The 23,931-nt window shown below is 29.3% G+C and carries 19 protein-coding genes; 14 read left to right on the top strand and 5 right to left on the bottom strand.

Annotated elements, in window-relative coordinates:
- Positions 1–133 precede the first annotated feature (133 nt).
- From ACLR9T_RS04965 to ACLR9T_RS04945, 5 genes are all read left to right on the top strand, one after another.
- Positions 134–1,090 (top strand): GTP pyrophosphokinase family protein, encoded by a 957-nt coding sequence (locus tag ACLR9T_RS04965; RefSeq protein ID WP_413108429.1) that lies wholly within the window; start codon positions 134–136, stop codon positions 1,088–1,090.
- Positions 1,091–1,208: 118 nt separating this feature from the next.
- Positions 1,209–1,706, top strand: a complete 498-nt coding sequence (locus ACLR9T_RS04960; protein WP_413108428.1) for a CarD family transcriptional regulator — start codon at positions 1,209–1,211, stop codon at positions 1,704–1,706.
- A 286-nt stretch (positions 1,707–1,992) separates the two neighbouring features.
- Complete coding sequence (locus tag ACLR9T_RS04955; RefSeq protein ID WP_413108427.1) at positions 1,993–4,593, top strand: cation-translocating P-type ATPase; 2,601 nt, start codon at positions 1,993–1,995, stop codon at positions 4,591–4,593.
- 168 nt (positions 4,594–4,761) lie between these two features.
- Positions 4,762–6,189, top strand: coding sequence for an extracellular solute-binding protein (locus tag ACLR9T_RS04950; protein WP_413108426.1), 1,428 nt, complete (start codon positions 4,762–4,764; stop codon positions 6,187–6,189).
- Positions 6,190–6,207: 18 nt separating this feature from the next.
- On the top strand, positions 6,208–9,186 hold the full coding sequence (locus ACLR9T_RS04945; protein WP_413108425.1) for an EAL domain-containing protein: 2,979 nt from the start codon (positions 6,208–6,210) through the stop codon (positions 9,184–9,186).
- A gap of 61 nt (positions 9,187–9,247) precedes the next feature.
- On the opposite strand, the gene ACLR9T_RS04940 is transcribed toward ACLR9T_RS04945, so the two are convergent.
- From ACLR9T_RS04940 to ACLR9T_RS04925, 4 genes are all read right to left on the bottom strand, one after another.
- The gene (locus ACLR9T_RS04940) at positions 9,248–11,608 is read right to left on the bottom strand and encodes a homocysteine S-methyltransferase family protein (protein ID WP_413108424.1); all 2,361 of its coding nucleotides are present in this window, start codon (positions 11,606–11,608) and stop codon (positions 9,248–9,250) included.
- Positions 11,590–12,222, bottom strand: a complete 633-nt coding sequence (locus tag ACLR9T_RS04935) for a vitamin B12 dependent methionine synthase (RefSeq protein WP_413108423.1) — start codon at positions 12,220–12,222, stop codon at positions 11,590–11,592. The genes ACLR9T_RS04940 and ACLR9T_RS04935 overlap by 19 nt, the downstream gene beginning before the upstream one ends.
- A complete protein-coding gene (metF, locus tag ACLR9T_RS04930; RefSeq protein ID WP_413108422.1) occupies positions 12,215–13,105 on the bottom strand; it encodes a methylenetetrahydrofolate reductase [NAD(P)H] in 891 nt (296 codons plus the stop codon). The genes ACLR9T_RS04935 and metF overlap by 8 nt, the downstream gene beginning before the upstream one ends.
- A gap of 71 nt (positions 13,106–13,176) precedes the next feature.
- Positions 13,177–13,725 (bottom strand): DUF1836 domain-containing protein, encoded by a 549-nt coding sequence (locus ACLR9T_RS04925; RefSeq protein ID WP_413108421.1) that lies wholly within the window; start codon positions 13,723–13,725, stop codon positions 13,177–13,179.
- Between the two features lie 125 nt (positions 13,726–13,850).
- Here ACLR9T_RS04925 and trhA point away from each other — a divergent pair, with 125 nt between their 5' ends.
- The 4 genes from trhA (at position 13,851) to ACLR9T_RS04905 (ending at position 16,422) form a co-directional block, all read left to right on the top strand.
- Positions 13,851–14,504: a PAQR family membrane homeostasis protein TrhA gene (gene trhA / locus ACLR9T_RS04920; protein ID WP_413108420.1), complete on the top strand. Its 654-nt coding sequence runs from the start codon at positions 13,851–13,853 to the stop codon at positions 14,502–14,504.
- Between the two features lie 68 nt (positions 14,505–14,572).
- Positions 14,573–15,058 (top strand): signal peptidase II, encoded by a 486-nt coding sequence (lspA, locus tag ACLR9T_RS04915; protein WP_413108419.1) that lies wholly within the window; start codon positions 14,573–14,575, stop codon positions 15,056–15,058.
- Complete coding sequence (locus ACLR9T_RS04910; RefSeq protein ID WP_413108418.1) at positions 15,045–15,965, top strand: RluA family pseudouridine synthase; 921 nt, start codon at positions 15,045–15,047, stop codon at positions 15,963–15,965. Before lspA ends, ACLR9T_RS04910 begins: the two co-directional genes overlap by 14 nt.
- Positions 15,958–16,422, top strand: coding sequence for a deoxycytidylate deaminase (locus ACLR9T_RS04905; RefSeq protein ID WP_413108417.1), 465 nt, complete (start codon positions 15,958–15,960; stop codon positions 16,420–16,422). Before ACLR9T_RS04910 ends, ACLR9T_RS04905 begins: the two co-directional genes overlap by 8 nt.
- A gap of 123 nt (positions 16,423–16,545) precedes the next feature.
- On the opposite strand, the gene rnhC is transcribed toward ACLR9T_RS04905, so the two are convergent.
- Positions 16,546–17,334: a ribonuclease HIII gene (rnhC, locus tag ACLR9T_RS04900; protein WP_413108416.1), complete on the bottom strand. Its 789-nt coding sequence runs from the start codon at positions 17,332–17,334 to the stop codon at positions 16,546–16,548.
- A 107-nt stretch (positions 17,335–17,441) separates the two neighbouring features.
- Here rnhC and ACLR9T_RS04895 point away from each other — a divergent pair, with 107 nt between their 5' ends.
- The 5 genes from ACLR9T_RS04895 (at position 17,442) to ACLR9T_RS04875 (ending at position 23,791) form a co-directional block, all read left to right on the top strand.
- On the top strand, positions 17,442–18,251 hold the full coding sequence (locus ACLR9T_RS04895; RefSeq protein ID WP_413108415.1) for a CvpA family protein: 810 nt from the start codon (positions 17,442–17,444) through the stop codon (positions 18,249–18,251).
- Position 18,252: 1 nt separating this feature from the next.
- Positions 18,253–20,565: an endonuclease MutS2 gene (locus tag ACLR9T_RS04890; RefSeq protein WP_413108414.1), complete on the top strand. Its 2,313-nt coding sequence runs from the start codon at positions 18,253–18,255 to the stop codon at positions 20,563–20,565.
- Positions 20,565–22,337 carry an excinuclease ABC subunit UvrC gene (gene uvrC, locus ACLR9T_RS04885; RefSeq protein WP_413108413.1) on the top strand — a complete coding sequence of 591 codons (1,773 nt, stop codon included), beginning with the start codon at positions 20,565–20,567 and terminating at the stop codon, positions 22,335–22,337. Before ACLR9T_RS04890 ends, uvrC begins: the two co-directional genes overlap by 1 nt.
- 37 nt (positions 22,338–22,374) lie before the next feature.
- Entirely contained in the window at positions 22,375–22,578 is a 204-nt protein-coding gene (locus tag ACLR9T_RS04880; protein WP_092354182.1) for a helix-turn-helix domain-containing protein, read from the top strand.
- Positions 22,579–23,299: 721 nt separating this feature from the next.
- Positions 23,300–23,791 carry a hypothetical protein gene (locus ACLR9T_RS04875; protein ID WP_413108412.1) on the top strand — a complete coding sequence of 164 codons (492 nt, stop codon included), beginning with the start codon at positions 23,300–23,302 and terminating at the stop codon, positions 23,789–23,791.
- The last annotated feature ends 140 nt before the right edge of the window (positions 23,792–23,931 follow it).

The raw sequence follows: 23,931 nt of genomic DNA, 5'->3' as shown, positions 1-23,931 counted from the left end.
ATTAATGGTATAATATAATTATAGTTAGGAGAGTGGACATTAGGATAATGAAGATATAGTTAATAAATATGAGAAAAATTATCTATATTATGAGCAATTTAGAAGACTAGTTGAAGATTATATTAGAAATCTGTTGAACAATGAACAGATTTCTTTCCATTCTATTACGAGCCGTACTAAAAATATAGATAGTTTAACTAAAAAAATTGAGCTTAAAAATAAATATCAAGAACTTCAGGAAATAACGGATTTGGTTGGGATTAGAATAATAACTTATTATTCTGATACAGTTGATCAAATTTCTGAATTAATAGAAAAAGAATTTATTGTTGATAGAGATAACTCAATTGATAAAAGAAAGACTATTGATCCAGATCGTTTTGGTTATCGTTCACTACATTATGTAGTTCAAGTAAATGCTGGACAAATTAAATTTAATACAGATTTTAATTATTATGATTTAAAATTTGAAATTCAAATTAGTTCAATCTTACAATATACCTGGGCGGAAATAGAACATGATTTAGGTTATAAGTCACAAGAAGAAATTCCATATGATATTAAAAGAAGTTTTTCTCGTTTAGCTAGTTTATTGGAATTGGCTGATGAAGAATTTTTACGAATCAAAAATGAGATTTTTGCTTATAAAAATCAATTAATGTTATCATATTTAAATGCTAAACTGGATAAAGAATCGTTAAATGTATTTAAAATCAAGAGTCCTGAATTTATTGATTTAATTAGTTTTTTTATAAAAAAATTGGGAGCTCAAAAAGCTAGTCAGGGTAATTTTAAAAATATTATTAGTATGCTTAAATATTTAAATTTAAAAACATTACAAGAAGTTGATAGTAAATTAAAACAATATTATCATTTAATAAAAAAATATGCCTATATACTATATGAAGATACTACAAGAAGTAATCTTAATGTAATTTCTGGTGATATTCCTTTATTATATTTGTGTTATTTTATTTTAGTAACTGAAAAAAATGAGGATGAATTTGAAAGGTTTGTTAGTCAGTTTATTTCTAGTGATGGTTTAAAAAAACGATTAATTAAATTAAAAAATATCTTAAAAAATGTTTAAATTATGCTTTTATGATTAATAATATTTGCTTGATTGATGATGAATTTGTATATATGGTTTTATTATGTGGTATAATAAATATATTAAGCATATACTTAATAGAAGGATAGGTGATTGTGTGTATGAAAAAGGAGATTTAATTATTTATGGAAAGCAAGGGGTTTGTAGAATTGAAAATATTGGTATTATCAATATAAATAAGAAGCCTAGTGAAAAAGAATATTATACTTTAAATCCTGTTTTTATGGATGGTAAAACGTATGTACCTGTGGATACTTCAATATATATGAGGCATTTAATTACTTTAGAGGAAGTTAAAAGTTTATTATCTAAGATTCCTGATATTGAAACTGTAGTTATTGAAAACAAAAATATAAAGCAACTAACAGATTATTACAAAAAAACGATCAATGAGTATACATGTGATGGTTTATTACAGTTGATTTGTAATCTTCAAGCAAAGCAAAAACTATTATCTTCACAAAAAAAGCAATTGGGTCAAACAGAGCAAAAGTATAAAAAAGAAGCAGAGGATCTACTGCATCAGGAGTTTGCAGCAGTATTAAATGTTTCTCAGGATGAAGTTATTGAGTATTTTGCTGAACACATTAAATAATAATTAATAAATGAACATTATTGTAAACGTCAAATAATGTTTTTTATTTTGTGAAAAATAAATAGAATAACAAAGTATCAGGTGGGTATAATGTGTAGAGATACGTTTGCTTTATAAAATGTATGATGATAAAATAGTATATATAAAAGGGAGTAATTTGCCATTGAGGTTTGCGATGTCATAATTTGATAGCTATATCCATATCGTAATTAAACAACGAGACTTTTATTGTATGCAAATACGATATGAGTCTCGTTTTGGATTAGTGTAAAAGGAGAGATTAAAGATGTTTTATAATCAGGAAGTAAAAGAACTAGCAGAAAGGTTTTCTACAGATTTAAAAAATGGTTTAACTGATAATCAGGTTACTGAGAGTTTTGAAAAGTATGGTTTTAATGAATTAGAGAAAACTAAAAAACAATCACTTTTACTAAGGTTTATTTTACAGTTTAAAGATGCTTTAACGATCATTTTAATTATTGCTGCGATTGTTAGTATAATAGTAGAACCAACTGAATGGATTGATAGTGTAATTATCGTAGTTGTTGTTATTATTAATGCAATTTTGGGTTTAGTTCAAGAAAATAACGCTGAGCGTGCTCTTGAAGCTTTACAGAAAATGGCGAGTCCTAAAGCTAAAGTTATCCGTAATGGTAATACAGTTACCATTGATGCGAGTGAAGTTGTACCTGGGGATTTATTAGTGTTAGAAGCAGGGGATTGTATTGCTAGTGATGGGCGTTTAATTGAGGCTTTTAATTTAAAAGTTGATGAAAGTGCACTTACAGGTGAAAGTGTACCAGTTGAAAAAAATAGTGAGATTATTAATAAAAAAGAAGTTCCTTTAGCAGAGCGAAATAATATGGTTCATGCGTCTTGTAATGTTACTTATGGTCGGGGCATAGTTTTAGTAACAACTACTGGTGAAGATAATGAAGTAGGTAAAATAGCTACAATGTTACAACAAACTAAACGCCAAAATACTCCACTTCAAGATCAATTAGATCAGATTGGAAAAACAATTGGAATTCTTTGTATTGTCATTTGTATTATAGTATTTTTTATGGAAATGTTGTCAGGATTAACAGCTTTAGAAGCATTTAAAACAGCAATTGCTTTAGCTGTAGCTGCTATTCCAGAAGGACTGGCAACAGTTGTTACAGTAGTTCTTGCTTTAAGTGTACAAAGAATGGTTAAAAAGAACGCAATAGTAAAAAGTTTGCCAGCGGTAGAAACTTTGGGTAGTACATCAATTGTATGTTCTGATAAAACAGGGACGTTGACCCAAAATAAGATGACGGTTATAAAAACATATTGTTATAAACAGGCAGTTGAGCCACTTGAAACTTGTAGTGAGGAAACAATACAGCTATTAAATTATTTTACTTTATGTAGTGATGGAAGTATTAGTAATGTGGCAGGAAAAGAGGTTTCAGTAGGAGACCCAACAGAAACAGCGTTAGTAAAGGCAAGTCTGGAAAAAGGTTTTACTAAAGATGCTCTTGCAAAAATGTATCCCAGATTTAATGAACTGGCATTTGATTCTAATCGGAAAATGATGACAGTATTTGTTAAACATGAAGGAAAAATTCTTTCTATCACTAAAGGTGGACCAGATGTTATTTTTAGTAGATGTAAAGATATAGACCTAAATGAAGTTTCTAAAGTAAATGAAATGATGTCAAATGATGCGCTTCGTGTATTGGCATTAGGAATTCGCTATTGGCAAGAAGAACCAACTGAGATTACTAGTGAAGTTGTTGAAAATAATCTTACTTTCATTGGAATGGTAGGGATGATTGATCCGCCTCGTGATGAGGCTAAGCAGGCGGTAGTAGAAGCTAAGAGTGCAGGCGTTAGAACAATAATGATTACAGGGGATCATGTTATTACAGCTAGTGCGATTGCAAGAAGTTTGGGAATTTTAGAACCTGGTCAAAAAGCAATTATGGGCAGTGAGTTAGAAAAAATGTCTGATCAACAATTGACAGAACAAGTAGAAGACTATTCGGTTTATGCTAGAGTTGCTCCTGAACATAAAGTGAGAATCGTCAAGGCTTGGAAAGCTAAAGGTAAAGTTGTTGCAATGACGGGAGATGGTGTTAATGATTCACCGGCATTGAAAGCTGCTGATATTGGTTGTGCGATGGGAATTACAGGTACTGATGTAGCTAAAGGAGCTGCTAGTATGATTTTAACTGATGATAACTTTGCAACAATTATTACGTCGATTAAAGAGGGGCGTGGCATTTTTGATAATATTAAGAAAGATGTCCAGTTTTTATTGTCAAGTAACATAGGTGAAGTGATTACAATTTTTGGAGCTTCTATAATATCCTTACTCACTCCAGTAGATTTTGGAGTACCTTTATTACCAATTCATTTATTGTGGGTTAATTTAATTACAGATAGTTTACCTGCTTTTGCCTTAGGAATGGAACCTAGTGAGCCTGATGTAATGAAGCGAAAACCCCGTCAAAAAGATGAGAATTTTTTTGCTCATGGTTTAGGTTATACGATTGCTTGGCAAGGGACAATGATAGGGATATTAACACTAATTGCATATGCAATAGGGAATTATCAAGATCATTTGATTGGAATGACAATGGCTTTTATTACTTTATGTGGATGCCAATTAGTACATTCTTTTAATGTTAAAAGTTCAACATCAATTATTAATCGCAGTTTATTTAATAATGCATATTTATGGGGAGCATTGGCTGCTGGATTGTTGTTACAAGTAATTTTGATTGCTATTCCTGAATTAAGCATGATTTTTAAATTACAGCGTTTAAATATTATTCAGTGGGGTATTTGTATCGTATTATGCTTATCTACAACTGTTATTTGTGAATTAGTAAAATTGTTTCACAAAATTAAAAATTAGTCGTTAATAATTAAAATGCCATATTTTTATGGCATTTTATATATATAAATAAAATTTTTACTTATTTTATTTGGCTTTTCATGTCAATTTTGTAAAAATCTTTATATTTAGACAAAGAGTTGGTATAATAATCTAAATAGGAAAAATAACAGACTGGAGCAGGAAAAAATGAAAAAATTAAAAATAATTATGTGTATGTGTTTGATTTTTATAATAGTTGGATGTCAGGGGAAAAAAGAAGATATACTTGATAAAGATAATCCTACAACTATTAGTATTTGGCATTATTATAATGGTGCTCAACAGGAAGCTTTTAATAAACTTGTAACTGAATTTAATGAAACGGTGGGAAAAGAAAAGGGGATAGTAGTTGAAAGTGCTAGTCAAGGAACTGTATCTGATTTAGAAGAAAATGTAATGAATTCAATTAATGGAAAAGCTGGAGCTGATGAAATACCAAATATTTTTGCAGCTTATGGTGATACGGCATATCAAGTTGATAAACTTGATTATGCTGTAGATTTAACTAAATATTTCACAGAAAAAGAATTAGATAAATATGTCGATGGATATATTGAAGAAGGACGATTTTTAGGAGATGGCAGTTTGAAGATATTTCCAATAGCTAAATCAACAGAAATTTTGATGTTAAATCAAACAGATTGGGATATTTTTGCAAACGAAACTGGAGCTGTAATTGATGAATTGCAGACAATTGAAGGTGTCACTAAGGTTGCTAAACAGTATTATGAATGGACTGATGCTAAAACTGCTGCACCCAATGATGGAAAAGCCTTTTTTGGTCGTGATGCCAATGCTAACTATATGATTATTGGGTATCATCAATTGGCAAATGAGATGTTTGAAGTTGAAAAGGGGCAAGTTAAATTAAATTTTGAACGTGACGTTGTTAAAAAGTTATGGGATAATTATTTTATTCCTTATATTAATGGTTATTTTAATGCTTCAGGAAGATTTAGAAGTGATGATATGAAAACTGGAAATATCATTGCTTGTGTAGGTTCATCTTCAAGTGCTACATATTTACCTAAGGAAGTTATCTTAAATGACGAGGATAGTTACCCTATTGAAATAGCTATGATGCCATCACCGAAATTTGCTAATGGTGCAGATTATGCTGTACAGCAAGGTGCAGGAATGGTAGTTACGAAGTCAAATGATAAAGAACAATTAGCATCAATTGAGTTTTTAAAATGGTTTACTCAAGATGAACAAAATATTCAATTTGCAATGAGCAGCAGCTATTTACCAGTTACGAAGAATGCGAATAATATTGAAAAGATAAGTGAAAATATTGAATTAAAAGGTAATGTAAAAAAATCATTAATAAGTAGTTTGGAAACAACTAAAGATAATAAAATGTATACAACTAAAGCGTTTGAAAAGGGGACTACAGCTCGTTCAATAATGGAAAATTCAATGAGTGCTTTAGCAAAAGAAGTTCGTGAACAAGTTATAGCAAATTTAAATGCTGGTATGTCTTTACAAGAAGCAACTGCTTCCTTTACAAGTGATGAGTATTTTGATACATGGTATAATCAGGTGAAAAGTCAATTAGAAGAGTTAGTTAAATAAAGTAAAGGAGGGGAAATAATGTCATTTAAATTTTGTAAGAAAAATAAATCCATTTTTTTACACTTTTTACAACCAATGAGTATATTTGTCATTATTCAGACAATTATTTTAATGGGATGCCTTTCTTTTAGCCAATTATTTCCCCACATAAATCAAAATGCTAAAGATATTGTTAATCAAAGGGTTTTAAACCGAGGAAGTTATTTACAAAATGAAATGCTTAATAGCTGGTCAAATCTAAATGAATTAACTGATTTTATAAATGATACGGCTAAAAATCTAAGTCAGCAAGGGATAATTGATTATAATACTCTTGATGATAGTTCGGCTAATGCGACTCCATTACTTTTAAAGGTAACTGACAAGTTGATTTCAACAATGCGTTTACAACGAGTTACTGGAGCTTATATAATTTTTAATACAGAAGATTTAAATTCTGGTTTAAATGATAAACCAGGAATATATCTTCGTGACTTAGATCCTATCTCAAAAGAATCCTATGCTAATGCTGATTTATTATTTGAACGAGCACCTGCTGAGGTAGTAAAAAAATTAAATATTTCTACTGATTCATTTTGGCAGCCACGGTTTGAGTTTAAAAAGAGTAATATTGATTATTATGATTTCTTTTATACTCCTTTTCAAGAAGCTTATCATAATGCTAAAGATTTTACAGTAACTGATCTTGGTTACTGGGGTCATAGTTATATTTTAAATGGTGATGATAAAAAAGTAATAACTTATTCATTGCCTCTTATTAATGATAGTGGGTTAGTTTATGGAGTGGTAGGAATTGACATTACCTTGGATTATTTAAATAAGTTATTACCTAGTAATGAATTATTTGAAGGTGGAATGGGGAGTTATTTATTAGCTATTAACCATGATGATAGCTCTACTATTAACAATGTGTTTGCAAATGGGAATACTTATTCATTAACTGATAAAACTACATTGTTGGAGGGGAGTACAGGTGATTATTATATTAAGAAAAATGGAAAAAAATTGTATAGTGCAACTAGTTATTTAGATATTTATAACACTAATACACCATATAGTAATCAAAGATGGGTATTAGTAGGAATAGTTGGAGCGGATCAATTGTTTGCTTTTACTAATAAAATCATTTTCACTATAATTATAATAATATTATTAATATTGCTAGTAGGGATCATTGGTAGTTTATTGGCAAGTTATTTTATTTCAAAACCAATCAAGAGATTGTCTGAAGAAGTCGAAGTAACAAAAGATAAACCAGTTAATTTTGTAAAAACTAATATTTCTGAAATTGATCATCTAGCAGATACAATGAAACAGCTTAATAAAAATATACAGAATACATCAATGAAGTTTTCAATGATTTTGAAAATGGCAAGTGTAAAATTGGCTGGTTTTGAATATAATTCTTTAACAAAAGAATTATTTATATCTGATAACTTTTTTGAAGTATTATTAGATAATGAGATTGATACATATCATTTATCAGCAAAAAAATTTATTAGAAAGATTTTAAAATATCGGAAATATATTATTTCTAAGACATATAATCCCACTGAATATTTATTAAAAATACCTAGTTTTGATGATTATATATTTGTGAATTTAAAATTAGTAGTTAATGGAAAAGTATATTTGGGAGTTATTGAAGATATTACTAGCAGTATTCTTGAAAAAAGAGTTATTGAATATGAACGAGATCATGATGCTTTAACTGGTCTATTAAACAGAAGGGCTTTTGTACGTTTAACAAGCGATTTATTTAATAATCGTATGGAGGAGTTAAAGATAGCGGCGTTAATGATGCTGGATTTAGATGATTTAAAATATATCAATGATACTTATGGACATGAAACTGGTGATCGTTATATCTCTGTTGCAGCTGATACATTTAGAAAAAATGTACCTGAGAATACTATTATTTCAAGAATATCTGGAGATGAATTTTTTGTATTTTTCTATGGTTATGATGAAGAAAGTGAAATTCAATTATATTTAGACCAATTAAAACAAGCAATTTTACAAGCATATATCATGGTTACTGGTGATAAAAAATATAATATCAAAGCTTCTGGAGGGATTGCCTGGTATCCTAGAGATACAAAATCTTTTGAATTATTACAACAGTATGCGGATTATGCTATGTATAAAGTTAAACATTCTAGTAAAGGGAATTTAACGAATTTTAATAGTGATGAGTATGCTCATGATGCATATTTTAATCAGGCAAAAAAGGAATTAAATGTGATAATTAATGATAATGCACTTCAGTTTTTCTTGCAGCCAATCGTAGATAGTTGTGATGGAACAATTTTTGCTTATGAAGCTTTAATGCGTTCTTTTATGCCAATATTAAAGTCTCCAATGGATATTTTAAAGGTGGCTAAAGAAGAGGGACGCCTTGGTGAAATAGAAGCTTTAACATGGTTTGGTGCATTAAATGTATATGATATGCATATTGAAAATAATCTAGTTAGTACTCAAACTAAAATTTTTATTAATTCTCTTTCAAATCAAATGCTTAGTAAAGAAGCAATGTTATCATTGGAATCTAAATATCAAAGATATTTGAAAAATATTGTTTTGGAAGTTTCAGAAGTTGAATTAGTAGATGAGAAATATCAGTTACAAAAAGAAAAATATATTAAGAAATGGGGTGGAGCACTAGCTTTAGATGACTATGGTAGTGGTTATAATGGTGAAATAACATTATTGTCTATATCTCCAAAGTATATAAAAATTGATATGGAAATAATTAGAGATATTGATTCAAATCTTGATAAATGTAAGATTGTAGAAAATATTGTTAATTATGCTCATGAACGGGATATGAAAATTATAGCGGAAGGAATTGAAACTATTGCTGAATTAAAACAAGTAATTGAGTTAAATGTTGATTATTTACAAGGTTATCTACTTTCTAAACCGCAATATATTCCACCGGTTATCCCACCAGATGTTATTGAATTAATTCGTAAGTGTAATGAAAATAAAGGGTAATCTTATATAATAAAAAAAGAGACTGTAAACAAAGAAAAATTTGTTCACAGCTCTTTTTATTTTAGTCAATTATAATTTTATTCATTAATTCTACTGCTTCCATTGCGTCTTTAGAATAATAATCAGCATTTATCTCTTTGGCATAATCAGCTGTTAAAACGGCACCACCAACAAAGATTGGGCACATGTTATCAATTTTCTTTAATAGACTAATTGTTTTTTCCATTGAGACAACAGTTGTTGTCATTAAAGCACTAAGACCAATTGCTTTAGGTTGATGCTTGTAAAAAGCATCGACAACTGTTTCAGGAGGAACATCTTTACCTAAGTCAATTACTTTATAGCCATAGCTTTCAAGAACAACTTTCACGATATTCTTACCAATATCATGAATATCACCATGAACAGTGGCCATAATAATTGGTCCTTTAGTAGCGGTTGATTCTATAAATGTATCTTTTATTATACTAAAAGCCATTTTTGATGTCTCAGCTGATTGAATTAATTGTGGTAAAAAAATTATATTTTGTTCATAATTTTTACCAACAGTATCTAGTGCAGGGATTAGAATATTATTGATGATCTCTAGACCTGGAGTTGTTTTTAATAATTCCTTTGTAGCTTTTGTTACCTCGTCTTTTAGACCGTGTAAAACAATTTCATTCAGAGTAAACGTTGAAGTATCTTTTTTTATATTAGTTTCTTGATTTGCTTGATGTTCAATATATATTGATGCATCTTTATCATAATTATATAAGACATTAAAGGCATCGATTGTTGCCATTAATTCTTGATCAAGTGGATTAATGATTGGTAAATCTAGACCTGCAGACATTGCCATAGCTAAAAAGGTTTTGTTAAGTAAAGGACGGTTTGGTAAGCCAAAAGATACATTGCTTACTCCTAATACTGTATGGACACCGAGTTCTTTAACCATAGCTACAGCTTTGATTGTCTCCATTACTTCTTTTTGTTGAGCTGAAACGGTTAAAACTAAACAATCAATAATAATATTTTCTTTATTGATACCATATGTTTCAGCTTTTTTAATAATCTTTTTAGCGATTTCATAGCGCTCCTTAGCTTTTGGGGGAATTCCATTTTCATCAAGGGTTAAACCAATTACTACACCACCATATTTTTTAACAATTGGAAAAATTGCATCCATTGTTTCATCTTTACCATTTACAGAATTAATAAGTGGTTTACCATTATAATAACGACATGCTTGTTCAATTGCTTCAGGTACTGAACTATCAATTTGTAATGGCAATGAAATAACTTCTTGTAATAATTTTATAACATGTTTCATAGTTGAGATTTCATCGATTCCTGGTAGACCAACATTTACATCAAGAACATGGGCCCCAGCTTGATCTTGTTTAATTGCCTCGATGACCAATTCATCATAACGTTCTTCTTTTAATGCTAATTTCAACTTTTTCTTACCAGTTGGATTTAAGCGTTCTCCACAAACAACAACATGATGTCCAAATTCAATCGTTTTACTTCCGCTAGAAACGCGTGTAACGATAGTTGGATTAGTTTCAACTCTTGTAACAGGAATGTTCTCTTTTAATGATTTTATAAATGCTGGAGTTGTTCCACAACACCCCCCAATGATTGCTACACCATTATTAACATGTTTGAGACTTTCAGTTATAAAGGTATCCTTGTCCATGTTATAGCATGTTTTTCCTTCAATTAGACATGGTAATCCAGCATTTGGTTGTAACATGACAGGAACAGTAGCTACTGATAGGATCTGATTAATAATCGGTGTTAGTTCAATTGGTCCTAAAGAACAATTAACTCCTAAAACATCAACATTTAGCCCTTCAAGGACATTTACCATCGTTAATGGGTCGCAACCTGAAAGGGTACGTAGATTACTTTCATAAGTCATAGTTACAAATACTGGTAAATCACTATTTTCCTTAACTGCTAAAATACCAGCTTTGACTTCATATATATCTGTCATTGTTTCTAAAAGAACTACATCAACTAGGTCTTTTGCTAAAAGAACCTGTTTTTTGATAATATCGTAAGCTTCATCAAATGTTAATGTGCCCATTGGTTCTAATAATTGACCAATCGGTCCAATATCTAAAACAATATAACTGTCATTTTCACGATTAGCTAATTTTCTGGCTGTAATAGCATTGTCAATAGCAGCACTAATAATTTCTTTATAATTATATGGTGCATCTTTCATTTTTATAGGGTTAGCGCCAAATGTATTTGTTGTAATGAAATCAGCACCAGCTTTTAAATAATTTAAATGAATATCTTGAATTAATTTAGGATCAGTGATATTTAAACATTCAGGAATATCACCGGCTTTTAATCCGGCATCTTGAAGTTGTGTTCCCATAGCTCCATCAAAAATCAATATTTCATTTTTTAGTCTTTCTTGTAACATCTTTGTCCTCTTTTCCGGTATATACAGTTTTCTTTATTGACACATGAAAAGCAGTGCTTGATTAATTTTTCTTCACCTAAGCCAATTAATCCAATCATCGATTTTTGGGGTAAGAGTAAATTGTTTTCCTGAACAGTTAAGCCAATATGTTTGTCACAGGATAATGCTTGGGCTAAAGCCTGGTTTAATTCAAGAGGTACAGTACCATAACCAGGGCAAAAACGAAAAGTTCGAGCACTAAAATTTTGCTTAGCTTCAAATTCATCGCATTTAATTTCAATGTAACTGCTTGCTAGGGCATCCATTATAGTCATTTTAGTTAAATTGATTTTTGAATAATAACGTAATTTTTGATCAACTTCTAATCCCAAAGTACAAGCAATAATAACAATTTTATTACAATTGTTAAATAGATCAATTAAATCAGGGTAATTAATTAATAAATTCAATTCATTGATCTTTAAAGGATGATGAGTAAGTGTATAAGTTTGATACATGAATTTAGGGGTGACTTGCTCTAACTCTTTTAGACACTCATCTAAAAGAGCGTTAGTATTGTCATCGACTTTATTATTTTGATAACCTAGATATTTTAGAGCGTTTTCTTTAATCATTTTTAAACTCAGCTAAAATATTATTAGTTCTTTTTAGAATCTCATGAACTATTTCTGGTTTATTCATAGTATAAAGATGGATTCCATCAACCCCATTAGTAATTAAATCAATAATCTGATTAGTTGCATAGTTCATTCCTACTTCTTTCATTGCTTGAGGATTGTTTTTAAAACGTTCAATTGAAGCAGATAAATTGTAAGGAATATTACATCCACTTAATTTTGCGATATTTAATAATGATTTTGAATTAGTTGCAGGCATGATTCCAGCAATGATTGGTACATTGATTCCTCTAATACGCGCTTCACGTACTAAACGATAGTAATAATTATTGTCAAAAAAGATTTGAGTAATTAAATATTTAGCACCAGCATCAACTTTTTTCTTTAGTGCCTGCAAGTCTTTTTCTAAAGAAACAGCGTCTTGATGTACTTCAGGATAGCAGGCCCCGCTTAAACAAAATGTATCAGGATAATTTTTACTGATGAATTCATTCAATTCACTTGCATATTTATAATAGTGAGGAGCATTTATTGGGTCATATCCTTTGGGATAATCACCTCGTAATGCTAAGATATTTTCAATATTATTTGCTTTTAATGAATCGATGATACGAATCAGCTGCTCTGGTGTAGCATCAATGCAGCTTAAATGGGCAACAGCCTCAATACCATATTCATTTTTTATTTTAGAAGCAATTTCTACTGTATTTTCAGTAGTAGATCCTCCAGCTCCATATGTAACTGAAATAAAATCTGGCTTAAGTTTCGATAATTCATCAATTGTACTATAGATAGAACTGATATCCCCATCATGTTTTTTAGGGGGGAAGATTTCAAACGACAAAGTAGGTCGCTGATGTAACAAATCAATAATTTTCATGTGTATATTCTCCTTAAATAAATTATGTTAATTATAAAAAAAACAAGGGTTTTAGTCAACTAAAACTCTTGTTACTTGGTCGTATTACAATAGTTATCAATAATTCCTTGGATAATATTTGTTAATTGATTGGACAATGATGCTAGTGCCATTATTATAATTAATCTTTGATCATCGTTATTGATATCTAAATTAAAATTATTAATTGTTTTTAAAACTAATGGTTTTAATTCATTATCTTGAACTTTTTTTATTTCAATAAATTGTTTATAGATATCTTCTAGTGAATCATCATTATTATAAATAGGTTCTAGAATATGTTTAATTTCCTGGATTGTAATAGTATTTTTTAAATTATAGATCAATAACATACCAATTATTTGTTCTTTTGTATATTTCTTTCCTTTTACAGGCTTGATTACACCAGCTTTAGTGTAATTATTGATCATTGTTTTAGTCAAAAGTTTATCTTTGGCATAACGCTTATTATCTTGAAGATGTTCTTCAAACAAGGTCATGATTTGATCCATATATAAATCTAATGATGGTATATCTGATGCTTTTAAATCACTTTTATTTACAACTTTATCAATAATCTCTATTAATTCTAATTTTTCCATAGAATCACCTCATTAATATCTTATCTTATTTTAATAAATATATCAAGATATGGTTGACATATACTTGATAGATGATATTATAAATGTATAATATAGTTATTAAAACTATATAAGGAGGTTATGGTATGAAAATATTTAGAAAGGCAATGGATCCAGTAAGTAGTGAAACACATTTTATTGGAGCTGTCTTATCGTTAGTGACATTAATTATAATGATGGTTATAGCGGTTAAAGAAGGTTCAAATCAACAAACAGTAGTCGGGATTACAGTTTTTGGTTTGTCGTCAATTTCTTTGTATAGTGCAAGTTTTATTTATCATTATTACAATGCTGATGAGGATAATAATATAAAATTAATTTTAAGAAAGTTAGATCATTCAATGATTTATGTGTTAATTGCAGGAACATATACACCTGTATGTTTGACTTATCTAGATTATCCTCATAGTTTGTATTTTTTAACAGCTATCTGGTTAATTGCAATTATTGGAATTATTGTAAAATTATTTTGGATGAATGCACCGAGATTTATATCAACAGTATTTTATCTATTAATGGGGTGGGCATTGATTTTTGATCTGCCGGCGTTTGCTAATGTGCCACTAGGATGTCTGGGGCTAATTGCTGCAGGAGGGATTAGTTATTCGATAGGTGCGGTTATTTATATTTTTGAAAAACCTAATTGGTTTAAAAGTTTTGGTTTTCATGAATTGTTTCATATTTTTGTAATGGTTGGTTCTGCTTTTCATTTTTTAGCTGTTATAATTTATATTTTATAAAGAGCCTTAGCTCTTTATTTTATTGTGGTTATCCAAAGATTATTGTATAATGGCGATGGGTGATAAAAATGAATTTAACAAAAAGAAATAAATTACTATATCTAATTACATTAATAGTATTGATTGGTGGTGATCAGTTTACAAAACATCTAGTATCATCATCAATGCAATTAGGGCAATCGCAAGAAATTATTAATAACCTTTTTTACTTTACATATGCACATAATACTGGGGTAGCCTGGGGAATGTTAGCAGGACATTTATGGTTGTTTATTATTGTTGCTTTGGTATCAGCTGTTTTAATGATCATTTTTTTTAAACGAACTAAAAAAGAAGAAATATTGACACGATTTGGTCTAGTTCTTACGTTTGCAGGAATGATTGGTAATTTGATTGACCGAATGGTATTAGGATATGTTCGTGATTTTATTGATGTGATTATTTTCAATTATAATTTTCCGATTTTTAATATTGCTGATATGGCAGTAGTGATTGGAGTAGCATTGATAATTATCGAAATAATTTTTGAGGAGCACATACATGGAAAAATATAACTTAATAGTTGATAATGAAGATAATTTTCGACTGGATAAAGTGATTTCTTTAAATATGAAAGATTTATCTAGGACTATGATTCAAGAGATGATTAGTAAGGGGTTAGTCAGTGTTAATGGTAAGGTGGCCAAAGCCAGCTATAAAACTAAACTAAATGATGAAATTGAAATTACGATTGAGGATAATACAGAATTAGATGTTGAACCTGAAAATATTCCTTTAAAGATCGTTTATGAGGATAGAGATGTAATTGTCGTTGATAAACCAACAGGAATGATCGTTCATCCTTCACCAGGTATTATAAAAGGTACTTTAGTTAATGCATTATTATATCATTGCAAAGATCTTTCAGGTATTAATGGGGTGAATCGTCCAGGAATTGTGCATCGAATTGACAAAGAGACAAGTGGACTGTTGATGATTGCTAAAAATGATGCTGCGCATCGTTCATTATCTAATCAATTAAAAACACATAGTGTTACAAGACGGTATGTAGCACTTGTACATGGAGTGATACCTCATGTACAGGGGAAAATTGATGCTCCAATTGGACGAAATCCAAATGATCGTCAAAGTATGACAGTCACTAGAAATAATAGTAAAAATGCAGTTACAAATTTTACAGTTATAAAACGCTATAAAAGTATGAGTTTAATTGAGTGTCGTCTTGAAACAGGGCGAACACATCAAATTAGAGTTCATATGAGCTATATTGGATATCCAGTTTATGGTGATCCAAAATATGGACGACGTAAAGATGATTTTACCTATGGACAATTTTTACATGCTAAAAAATTAGGCTTTATTCATCCCGTAACACAAAAATATATGGAATTTGAAAGTGAGTTACCAGATTATTTTAAAACAAAATTAGATGAATTAGAGGAGGAAATGAAAAATGAGTAAGGTAATTAATTGGACTCAATATTTTATGGGGGTAGCTAAACTATCTGCATATCGTTCTAAAGATCCTAATACTCAGGTAGGGGCTTGTATTGTTAATAGTGATAATAAAATAGTTGGTGTTGGGTATAATGGTTTACCTTGGGGTTGTGAAGATAATGAGTTTCCTTGGCAAGTTAGAGAAGGGGAGTTATATGAGACTAAATATCCCTATGTGGTTCATGCAGAATTAAATGCTATTTTAAATAGCACAGGAAATTTAAAAGGATGTCGTATCTATGTTTCGTTATTTCCATGCCATGAATGTGTTAAAGCGATTATTCAAAGTGGTATTAATGAAATTGTATATGAAGATGATAAATATAGTGGTAGTGATAGTGATCGAGCTGCTAAAAGGATGCTGGATGCAGCGAATGTTAAATATACTAAAGTAGCGCCATTTACAATTGAAGTTAAATAAAATGAAAAAAGAAGTCTTCTTAGATATAGAGCTTAAGTTGACTTCATTGGGTTGTCTTTGACAACCTTTTAGTATATTTTAGAATAAAAAATTGCATAATAAAAAAAGGATAACTATGTTATCCTAGATTAAATCTTTAATCCGTTTGTAATTAGTCATATTAGTTTTTGTAACTTTGAATAACATTTTAGGTCCATATTTTTTTGCAATTTCAATAGCAGTAGTATCAACACTATTACTATTACCATGAGGTAATTTCATTTTTAGACTACGTGACATATTGGTAAAATATTGCAAATAGGCATATTTTGATAAAATCATTGAACAAATTATGGCTAAATACTTTTCTTCACCTTTTTGAACAAAGGTTAAGTCTTTGACAACAATAACTTCATTTTTTAAATAGTTATAATAAGTTTTTGGGGAAACAAACTGATTAACTAGTTTGTCTTTAACAGGCATACCTACTTTTTGCATAACATTAGTTACAGCTTGATTATATAGCTTTGCTTTGATATTAGCCAAATTGTTTCCTGCCTTTACCATAGCATTATAATGCGAATTATCAAGAATCAACAAACTATAAATAAGTCGATCTTTTATTTCTCTAGCAATGCGAACGAGCTCATGGTTATCCATATCTTTTGGATCGCGTACCCCAATGCTAAGCAACCATTCAAAATCACGTTCATCTATGTAACAGGCGACAACACACAAAGGTCCAAAAAAATCACCAGATCCTGTTTCGTCACAACCAATATGATTGATATTTTTGTAATTATAAGTGCTGCTTTGAATATCATTATCATTGGCTGTACTAGAGTCGCTAAAAGCTACAAGTTTATCGTAAGCATGCATATTAATAATATTCATTCTTTTTGAACTATTATTTCTTACTACATTCATGTTCATTACTTGTCCTCCTAGTCCTACTAACTTAGTATAACATATTTTTAAACTTTTTGACAGTATAAATTTGTTTTGCTACAATGTATATTAAAAGAAATTGAGGTGTTTTTATGAATTTTGTAATAAATTCGCTATTTATTGACACAATTATCACTTTTGTTTTGTTATTAATGTTGATTTTTGGATATTTTAAGGGATTCGTTTATCGCGCTTATGATTTGGCGGCTACAATTATATCTCTGCTAGCAGCTTTATATGCTTCTTCGCCGTTATCTAGTCTTTATACGATATATGAAGTCACAGGACTTGGTGAGGCTGTTGGTAAAGTAGTTAATCGATTTATAATTTTTATTATTTTATTTATTGGTTTAAAAGTAGTATTATTATTAATCGGGAAAGTTATTAAACCTTTATTAAAAAAGATTATTTATAGTTTTAAGTTATTTGAGCAATTAGATCGATTATTAGGAATTGTTGTTAGTTTCATTGAGGGAATAATCATGATCTATGTAGCATTAATTTTTATTATCATGCCAATTGTACCTGGAGGTAAAGAAAATGTAGAAAAGACGGTTGTAGCAAAAAAAATATTAGAACTTGTACCAGCTGTTACTGATGAAATCGAATCTTTAGATACAATTAGTAAGGTAATTAATAATGGGATAAATTATAATAGTTTTGATGCGGATAGTATTTATACAATTTCAGCTTCATTAAATAATGCCTATGATAAAGGTTTGCTTAGTCAAGAGGATTTAGAAAATTCATTATTAAAATATTATCAGGATATTGATAGTATAGAAACACCAATCATATTAAATCAGCAGCAGTATGATGAAGTAGAAAAATTGCTATTAAAAATCGATCATAGTAAAATAGATGTAGATAAAATATTAAGTAAGATATTAGTGAGTGATTAGAATGAAAAATATATATGATACGTTAGAATTTAATCAAATAAAAAATAAGGTTGAAGCATTTTGTGTTAGTTCTTTAGCTAAAGATAAAATAGAGTCTTTACAACCTTATCAAGACTTAGAAGATTTAAAATTAGACCAAAAATATTTAGATCAGGCAATGCATTTGATTTATAAATATGGTCGTTTACCAATGGGGCATTATGATGATGTTGAACCATTATTATTAAAAGCAAATAAAGATGGAACTTTATTTGGTGAGGATTTTGTTCAAATTGTTTATTTGTTAAATAATGTCAAAGAAATAACAAATTATTTATCAGAAAAAGAACTTGAAGACAATGAATTATTTCAACTATGTAATCAATTGGTTTTGCCAAAACAACTTTTAAATGAAATAAATCGTTGTATTGATAGCAGTGGGAATATTTTAGATAGTGCAAGTAAAGAGCTTCGTAAAATAAGACGGCAAATATTATCAATTGAAGCTAATATTAGAACAAAAATTGAACAAGTAAAAGCTGCAAATAAAGACTATTTATCACAAGAAGCTATTTCTAGTCGAAATAATCATCTAGTATTGCCTGTTAAAGCTGGGAATAAAAATACAGTTAAGGGAATTGTTCATGCTGTTTCAGCTACTGGACAGACGATGTTTATTGAACCCGAAATAATCGTTTCAATGAATAATCAACTAGTTCATGCTCGTGATGATGAATTAAGAGAAATAAATCGAATTTTGACAGAATTATCAAGAATGGTTAAAGACAATTATGATTTATTACATGAAAATCAGGAATTGATAGTAGAAATAGATGTTATCTTTGCTAAAGCTGGATATGGGGTTCAAATAGATGGAGTTGTTCCAGCAGTATGTGAGGATTATAGTAATTTTAATTTAATTAAAGCACGTCATCCATTAATTGATAAAGATAAGGTAGTTGCTAATAGTATTGTTTTAAATGAACCTAAGCGTATATTATTAATTAGTGGTTCTAATACAGGAGGGAAGACAGTTGTCTTAAAAACTGCAGGATTACTTAGTTTAATGGCTTTATGTGGAATGGCTGTTCCTTGTCATCAAGCTACAGTTCCAATGTTTGATCAGATCTGTGTTGATCTGGGTGATGAGCAATCTATAGAACAATCATTATCAACATTTTCTAGTCATATGAAAAGATTAGTTGAAATTACTAATGATGTTAGTGAAAGATCATTAGTATTATTAGATGAAATTGGTTCAGGGACCGACCCAAAGGAAGGTCAGAGTATTGCTGAAGCCATTTTACGTTATTTACATAAGGTTAATCCGTTGATTGTAGCGTCTACCCATTATTCTGGATTGAAAGAATTTGCTAAAAATGAAGAATATATTTTAGTAGCTGCAGTTGAGTTTGACCAAGAGAAGATGATACCGACGTATCGTTTGATTGAAGGCAGCGTTGGAAATTCTTATGCAATTGAAATTTCATCACGATTAGGTTTAAAAGAAGAGATAGTAGCATTAGCTTATCAAATCAAAGAAAATAGTTTGACTGATAGTGATAAATTACTTGAAAAATTACAGGATGAGTTGACTCAGGTTCAACTTGAAAGAGACCAGTTAGAAATATTGACTAATGAAGCTAAAAATAAGATGAATCGATATGAGCGCCTAATTAGTAGTTTTGAAAAACAAAAAGATGATTTAATGGAAAAAGCTAAACAACAAGCTAATCAATTATTAGAAGATTCTAAACAAGAAATAGATTTAGTTGTTGAAGAATTAAAAAAACAAGCGGAATTAAAACAGCATGTAGTAATTGAAGCAAAACGTAATCTTGATTTATTAAAACATGAGGAAAAGAAAATTATTAATGAAGAAAAGCATGTTTATCAAGTAGGAGATATCGTTAAAGTATTATCAGCAAATCGTCAGGGTGAAATTCTTTCGATAAATAAAAAGGGAATTTTAACGATTAGTATGAGTGGATTAAAATTAAATGCTAAACCTGAAGAAGTAAGTTTTATTTCTAAAAAGGTTAAACCTAAAAAAGTTAAATCTAATCTTAAATCATTACGTAAATCAACTAATCAAAGCTATGAATTAAATATCATTGGAAAGAGGTATGAAGAAGCTATGCTTTTAGTTGATAAATTTTTAGATGATGCTTTAGTTAATAATTATTCAATGGTTAGAATCATTCATGGAATGGGTACAGGAGTACTTAGAAATGGAGTGAAAAAAATGTTAGAGAAAAATAAAAATGTTGTTAGTTATCGTGATGGGGGACCAAATGAAGGAGGACTAGGGGCGACCTTGGTTTATTTTGAATAATGAATCGTAAAATGATAAAAGATAAACTTTCGCTATTGCCATTACAACCGGGTTGTTATTTAATGAAGGATAAAGAGGGAACAGTAATATATGTAGGAAAAGCTAAGAAACTAAAAAATCGTGTTTCTTCATATTTTGTTGGAGCTCATAATTATAAAACGACTAAACTAGTTCAGGAAATTGTTGATTTTGATTATATAGTTACCGATTCTGAAAAAGAAGCGTTGTTATTAGAAATTAATTTGATTAAAGATTATTCTCCTAAGTACAATATCTTTTTTATGGATAATAAATATTATCCATATATCCAATTAACAAAAGAAAAACACCCTCGTTTAAAAATAGTTAGAAACGCCCAAAATAAAAAACATCGCCATTTTGGTCCGTTTCCTGATGGAACGGCAGCAAGAGAAACATTTAAACTTTTAAACCGCCTATATCCATTAAGAAAATGTAATCATGTTCCAAAAAAGCCATGTTTATATTATTCCTTAAATCAATGTGTAGCACCTTGTATTAAAGAAGTAGATGAACAACAATATAAGGAAATCACTTCTAGTATTACTAAATTTATTCAAGGGGATACAAAGCAGATAATTAAAGAATTACAGGAAAAGATGTTTACTGCAAGTGAGTTACAGAACTATGAGTTAGCAAAAGAATGTCGAGATTTAATTACACATATTCAACATGTGACAAGTAAGCAGCATGTACAGTTTAATGATTTAGTAGATCGGGATATTGTTGGATATTATCATGATAAAGGATATTTGTGTTTGCAATTATTTTTTATGCGAAATGGAAAACTTTTGGCACGAGATTTGAACTTGGTACCTTTACAAGATGATTTTCAAGATCAGATAATTACTTTTCTAGTACAGTTTTATCAAGAAAATACTGAGCCAAAAGAGTTATTGGTTCCTAAAGAACTTGATGTTACATTATTGGAAGAAATAATTAGTTGTAAAATTATCAAGCCTCAAAAAGGTAATAAAGCTGATCTTGTTTCTATGGCTAATGATAATGCTAAAGAACAGTTAGAGAAAAAGTTTTTATTAATTCAAAAAAATGAGGCGGCAACAATTGGGGCAATTAAACAATTAGGAGATTTATTAAATATTAAATTACCACGAAGAATTGAATTGTTTGATAACTCTAATATTCAAGGAGCTTATGCAGTTGCAGGAATGGTTTGTTTTAAAGATGGGGTACCTTCTAAAAAGGATTATCGGAAATTCAAAATTAAAACAGTTGAGGGTCCTGATGATTATGCTAGTATGAAAGAAGTTATTTATCGTCGCTATTTTCGAGTTTTAATGGAAGGGTTAGAGAGACCGGATTTAATTATTGTTGATGGTGGTAAAGGTCAAATAAAGGTTGCAAAAGAAGTAATTGATGGCTTAAATATGGGAATTATGGTTTGTGGTCTGGCTAAAGATGATAAACATTCTACGTCTCTATTATTAGACAGTAATGGTGAAATTGTGGAGATTAATAAAAAAAGTGAGTTATTTTTCTTACTTACAAGGATGCAAGATGAGGTTCATCGCTATGCAATTAGTTTTCATAAAAATGTGCGTTCTAAATCTTTGTTTCAATCAATTTTAGATAATGTTGAAGGAATTGGTCCAAAACGTAAAAAATTGTTATTAAAGGAATTTGGTAGTGTTAAACAGTTAAAAGAAGCGAATTTAGAACAATTAGAGAAAGTTTTACCTAAAGAAGTAGCATTAAATCTTTTTAATATCTTAAAAAGTGACACCGAAAAATAGATGTTTTCATATATTACATTATGAGGTGAAGCAGAAGATGAATATTATCCTAACGCCAAGGGAGAAAGAAATTTTTAATCTTTTAATTAAAAATCAATCAACCAGAGAAATTGCACAAACACTAGGAATAAGTGAAAAGACGGTACGTAATCACATTTCTAATGTTATCCAAAAGTTAGGGGTTGATTCAAGAATACAAGCGGTTTTTGAGTTGATTAAATTTAAGGAATTAGAGTTGTAATAGTAGGGGATAGAGGACTAGGATTAAGAACCTAGTCCTTTAAAATATGTAAAATGACAATCAATTAGGTATCTAAAAAGATAAAATGTTATACTTGAATGCTATACTAATATCAACAAATTCGCTTGATTAAAAGTCATCGTCGTGAAGATAGAGTTTATGATGAGGATGTAATTTCTAGAATAGAACAAATTACATTTTTATGTAAGCTAAGAATTTCTGTTTGTCACATTCAAATAATCTTAGAGAATAAAAGGCAATTGATATTATTAATGTTTTTTGTCAAAATATATATGAGCTAGATAAGGAGGGTGTAGCACTTTCGACAATCAAAGAATTGATCAAGGTTACAAAATTATCGTTAAACGATATAATTATCCAAAAATGATTGATGAATTTGGATTTAAAAATAATATAAATAAAATCAAACCTGATCTAAGGTATTGGGTAAACGATTCCTGAAGACTAGCACCACTTAAACAGAGAAGATTTGCAGTATGGGTTATATATGATCAATTTTAGTGATTATGTTAAATGGGCTGGCGGGTGAGTAATCATGAAAAATATGAATTTACAGGTAATATATAGGATCAAGAACATATGTGCAGTCTTTTAGAAGAACATTTAAATTATTTTAGTTATCTTAAAAATTTAGATAATGATTTAAAAGACGTACAGCTTGATTTCTAATTATTCATTAAAAAAATAAGGATGAAAGAATATGATAGAAAAAGAGTTGACTGATAAAAAATTTGAATTTATAAATGATAAAGATAAACAATTTATAATTATGATTACAAAAGAGCTTGAAAATATAGGATATACATATAGTGATGTAATAGGAGATGGATATTGCTGGGGGAAATATATGCTTATATTTAGAAAAGCGAATGTGAAATCAAAAAATGTATTTGCTCGTATTTATATAAGAGAAGATTCTATAGTGCTTAGATTGTTTTTTAATGATGTAACTAAACATGCATCTTATATTGGTAAAGCACCAAGAATAATTAAAGAAGTATTTATTAATGATTATGGGACATGTAAACACTGTAAAGGAGATAACTGTAAATTTCGTAAAGATTATGAAATTGATGGTATAAAATATGAAAAGTGTAATGGTACAACTTTTGAATTTTATGATCCACAAATAGAAAATATCCCAGATTATATATCTTTATTTAAAGAATTTTATCCAAATAAAAAACAGTAAGTTTGTTAGTTAAATGATAGGAGTTTAAGTATATTATAATTTCTTTTAGAAGAAATATTTATTAAAGATTTATGTGGAATTAAGTATTTAGATATTTCATGGGGTTACTTTTTATTATGGTTTTTTATTGATAGTTAGTA

Origin of the sequence: Thomasclavelia sp., from assembly GCF_047249845.1 — a bacterium.
In the GTDB taxonomy this organism is placed as follows: Bacteria; Bacillota_I; Bacilli_A; order Erysipelotrichales; family Coprobacillaceae; genus Thomasclavelia.
Note: the sequence above shows the minus strand (reverse complement) of the source record. Positions and strands in the feature narration are given on the sequence as shown.

What these genes read in the sequence shown, in the direction of transcription:
- ACLR9T_RS04890 (WP_413108414.1), top strand. Translation starts at nt 18,253, where the DNA reads ATGAAAAATATATATGATACGTTAGAATTTAATCAAATAAAAAATAAG.
- ACLR9T_RS04905 (WP_413108417.1), top strand. Translation starts at nt 15,958, where the DNA reads ATGAGTAAGGTAATTAATTGGACTCAATATTTTATGGGGGTAGCTAAA.
- ACLR9T_RS04935 (WP_413108423.1), bottom strand. Translation starts at nt 12,222, where the DNA reads ATGATTAAAGAAAACGCTCTAAAATATCTAGGTTATCAAAATAATAAA.
- ACLR9T_RS04955 (WP_413108427.1), top strand. Translation starts at nt 1,993, where the DNA reads ATGTTTTATAATCAGGAAGTAAAAGAACTAGCAGAAAGGTTTTCTACA.
- ACLR9T_RS04895 (WP_413108415.1), top strand. Translation starts at nt 17,442, where the DNA reads ATGAATTTTGTAATAAATTCGCTATTTATTGACACAATTATCACTTTT.
- rnhC (WP_413108416.1), bottom strand. Translation starts at nt 17,334, where the DNA reads ATGAACATGAATGTAGTAAGAAATAATAGTTCAAAAAGAATGAATATT.
- ACLR9T_RS04910 (WP_413108418.1), top strand. Translation starts at nt 15,045, where the DNA reads ATGGAAAAATATAACTTAATAGTTGATAATGAAGATAATTTTCGACTG.
- ACLR9T_RS04925 (WP_413108421.1), bottom strand. Translation starts at nt 13,725, where the DNA reads ATGGAAAAATTAGAATTAATAGAGATTATTGATAAAGTTGTAAATAAA.
- trhA (WP_413108420.1), top strand. Translation starts at nt 13,851, where the DNA reads ATGAAAATATTTAGAAAGGCAATGGATCCAGTAAGTAGTGAAACACAT.
- ACLR9T_RS04950 (WP_413108426.1), top strand. Translation starts at nt 4,762, where the DNA reads ATGAAAAAATTAAAAATAATTATGTGTATGTGTTTGATTTTTATAATA.
- uvrC (WP_413108413.1), top strand. Translation starts at nt 20,565, where the DNA reads ATGAATCGTAAAATGATAAAAGATAAACTTTCGCTATTGCCATTACAA.
- lspA (WP_413108419.1), top strand. Translation starts at nt 14,573, where the DNA reads ATGAATTTAACAAAAAGAAATAAATTACTATATCTAATTACATTAATA.
- ACLR9T_RS04940 (WP_413108424.1), bottom strand. Translation starts at nt 11,608, where the DNA reads ATGTTACAAGAAAGACTAAAAAATGAAATATTGATTTTTGATGGAGCT.
- ACLR9T_RS04880 (WP_092354182.1), top strand. Translation starts at nt 22,375, where the DNA reads ATGAATATTATCCTAACGCCAAGGGAGAAAGAAATTTTTAATCTTTTA.
- ACLR9T_RS04875 (WP_413108412.1), top strand. Translation starts at nt 23,300, where the DNA reads ATGATAGAAAAAGAGTTGACTGATAAAAAATTTGAATTTATAAATGAT.
- ACLR9T_RS04945 (WP_413108425.1), top strand. Translation starts at nt 6,208, where the DNA reads ATGTCATTTAAATTTTGTAAGAAAAATAAATCCATTTTTTTACACTTT.
- metF (WP_413108422.1), bottom strand. Translation starts at nt 13,105, where the DNA reads ATGAAAATTATTGATTTGTTACATCAGCGACCTACTTTGTCGTTTGAA.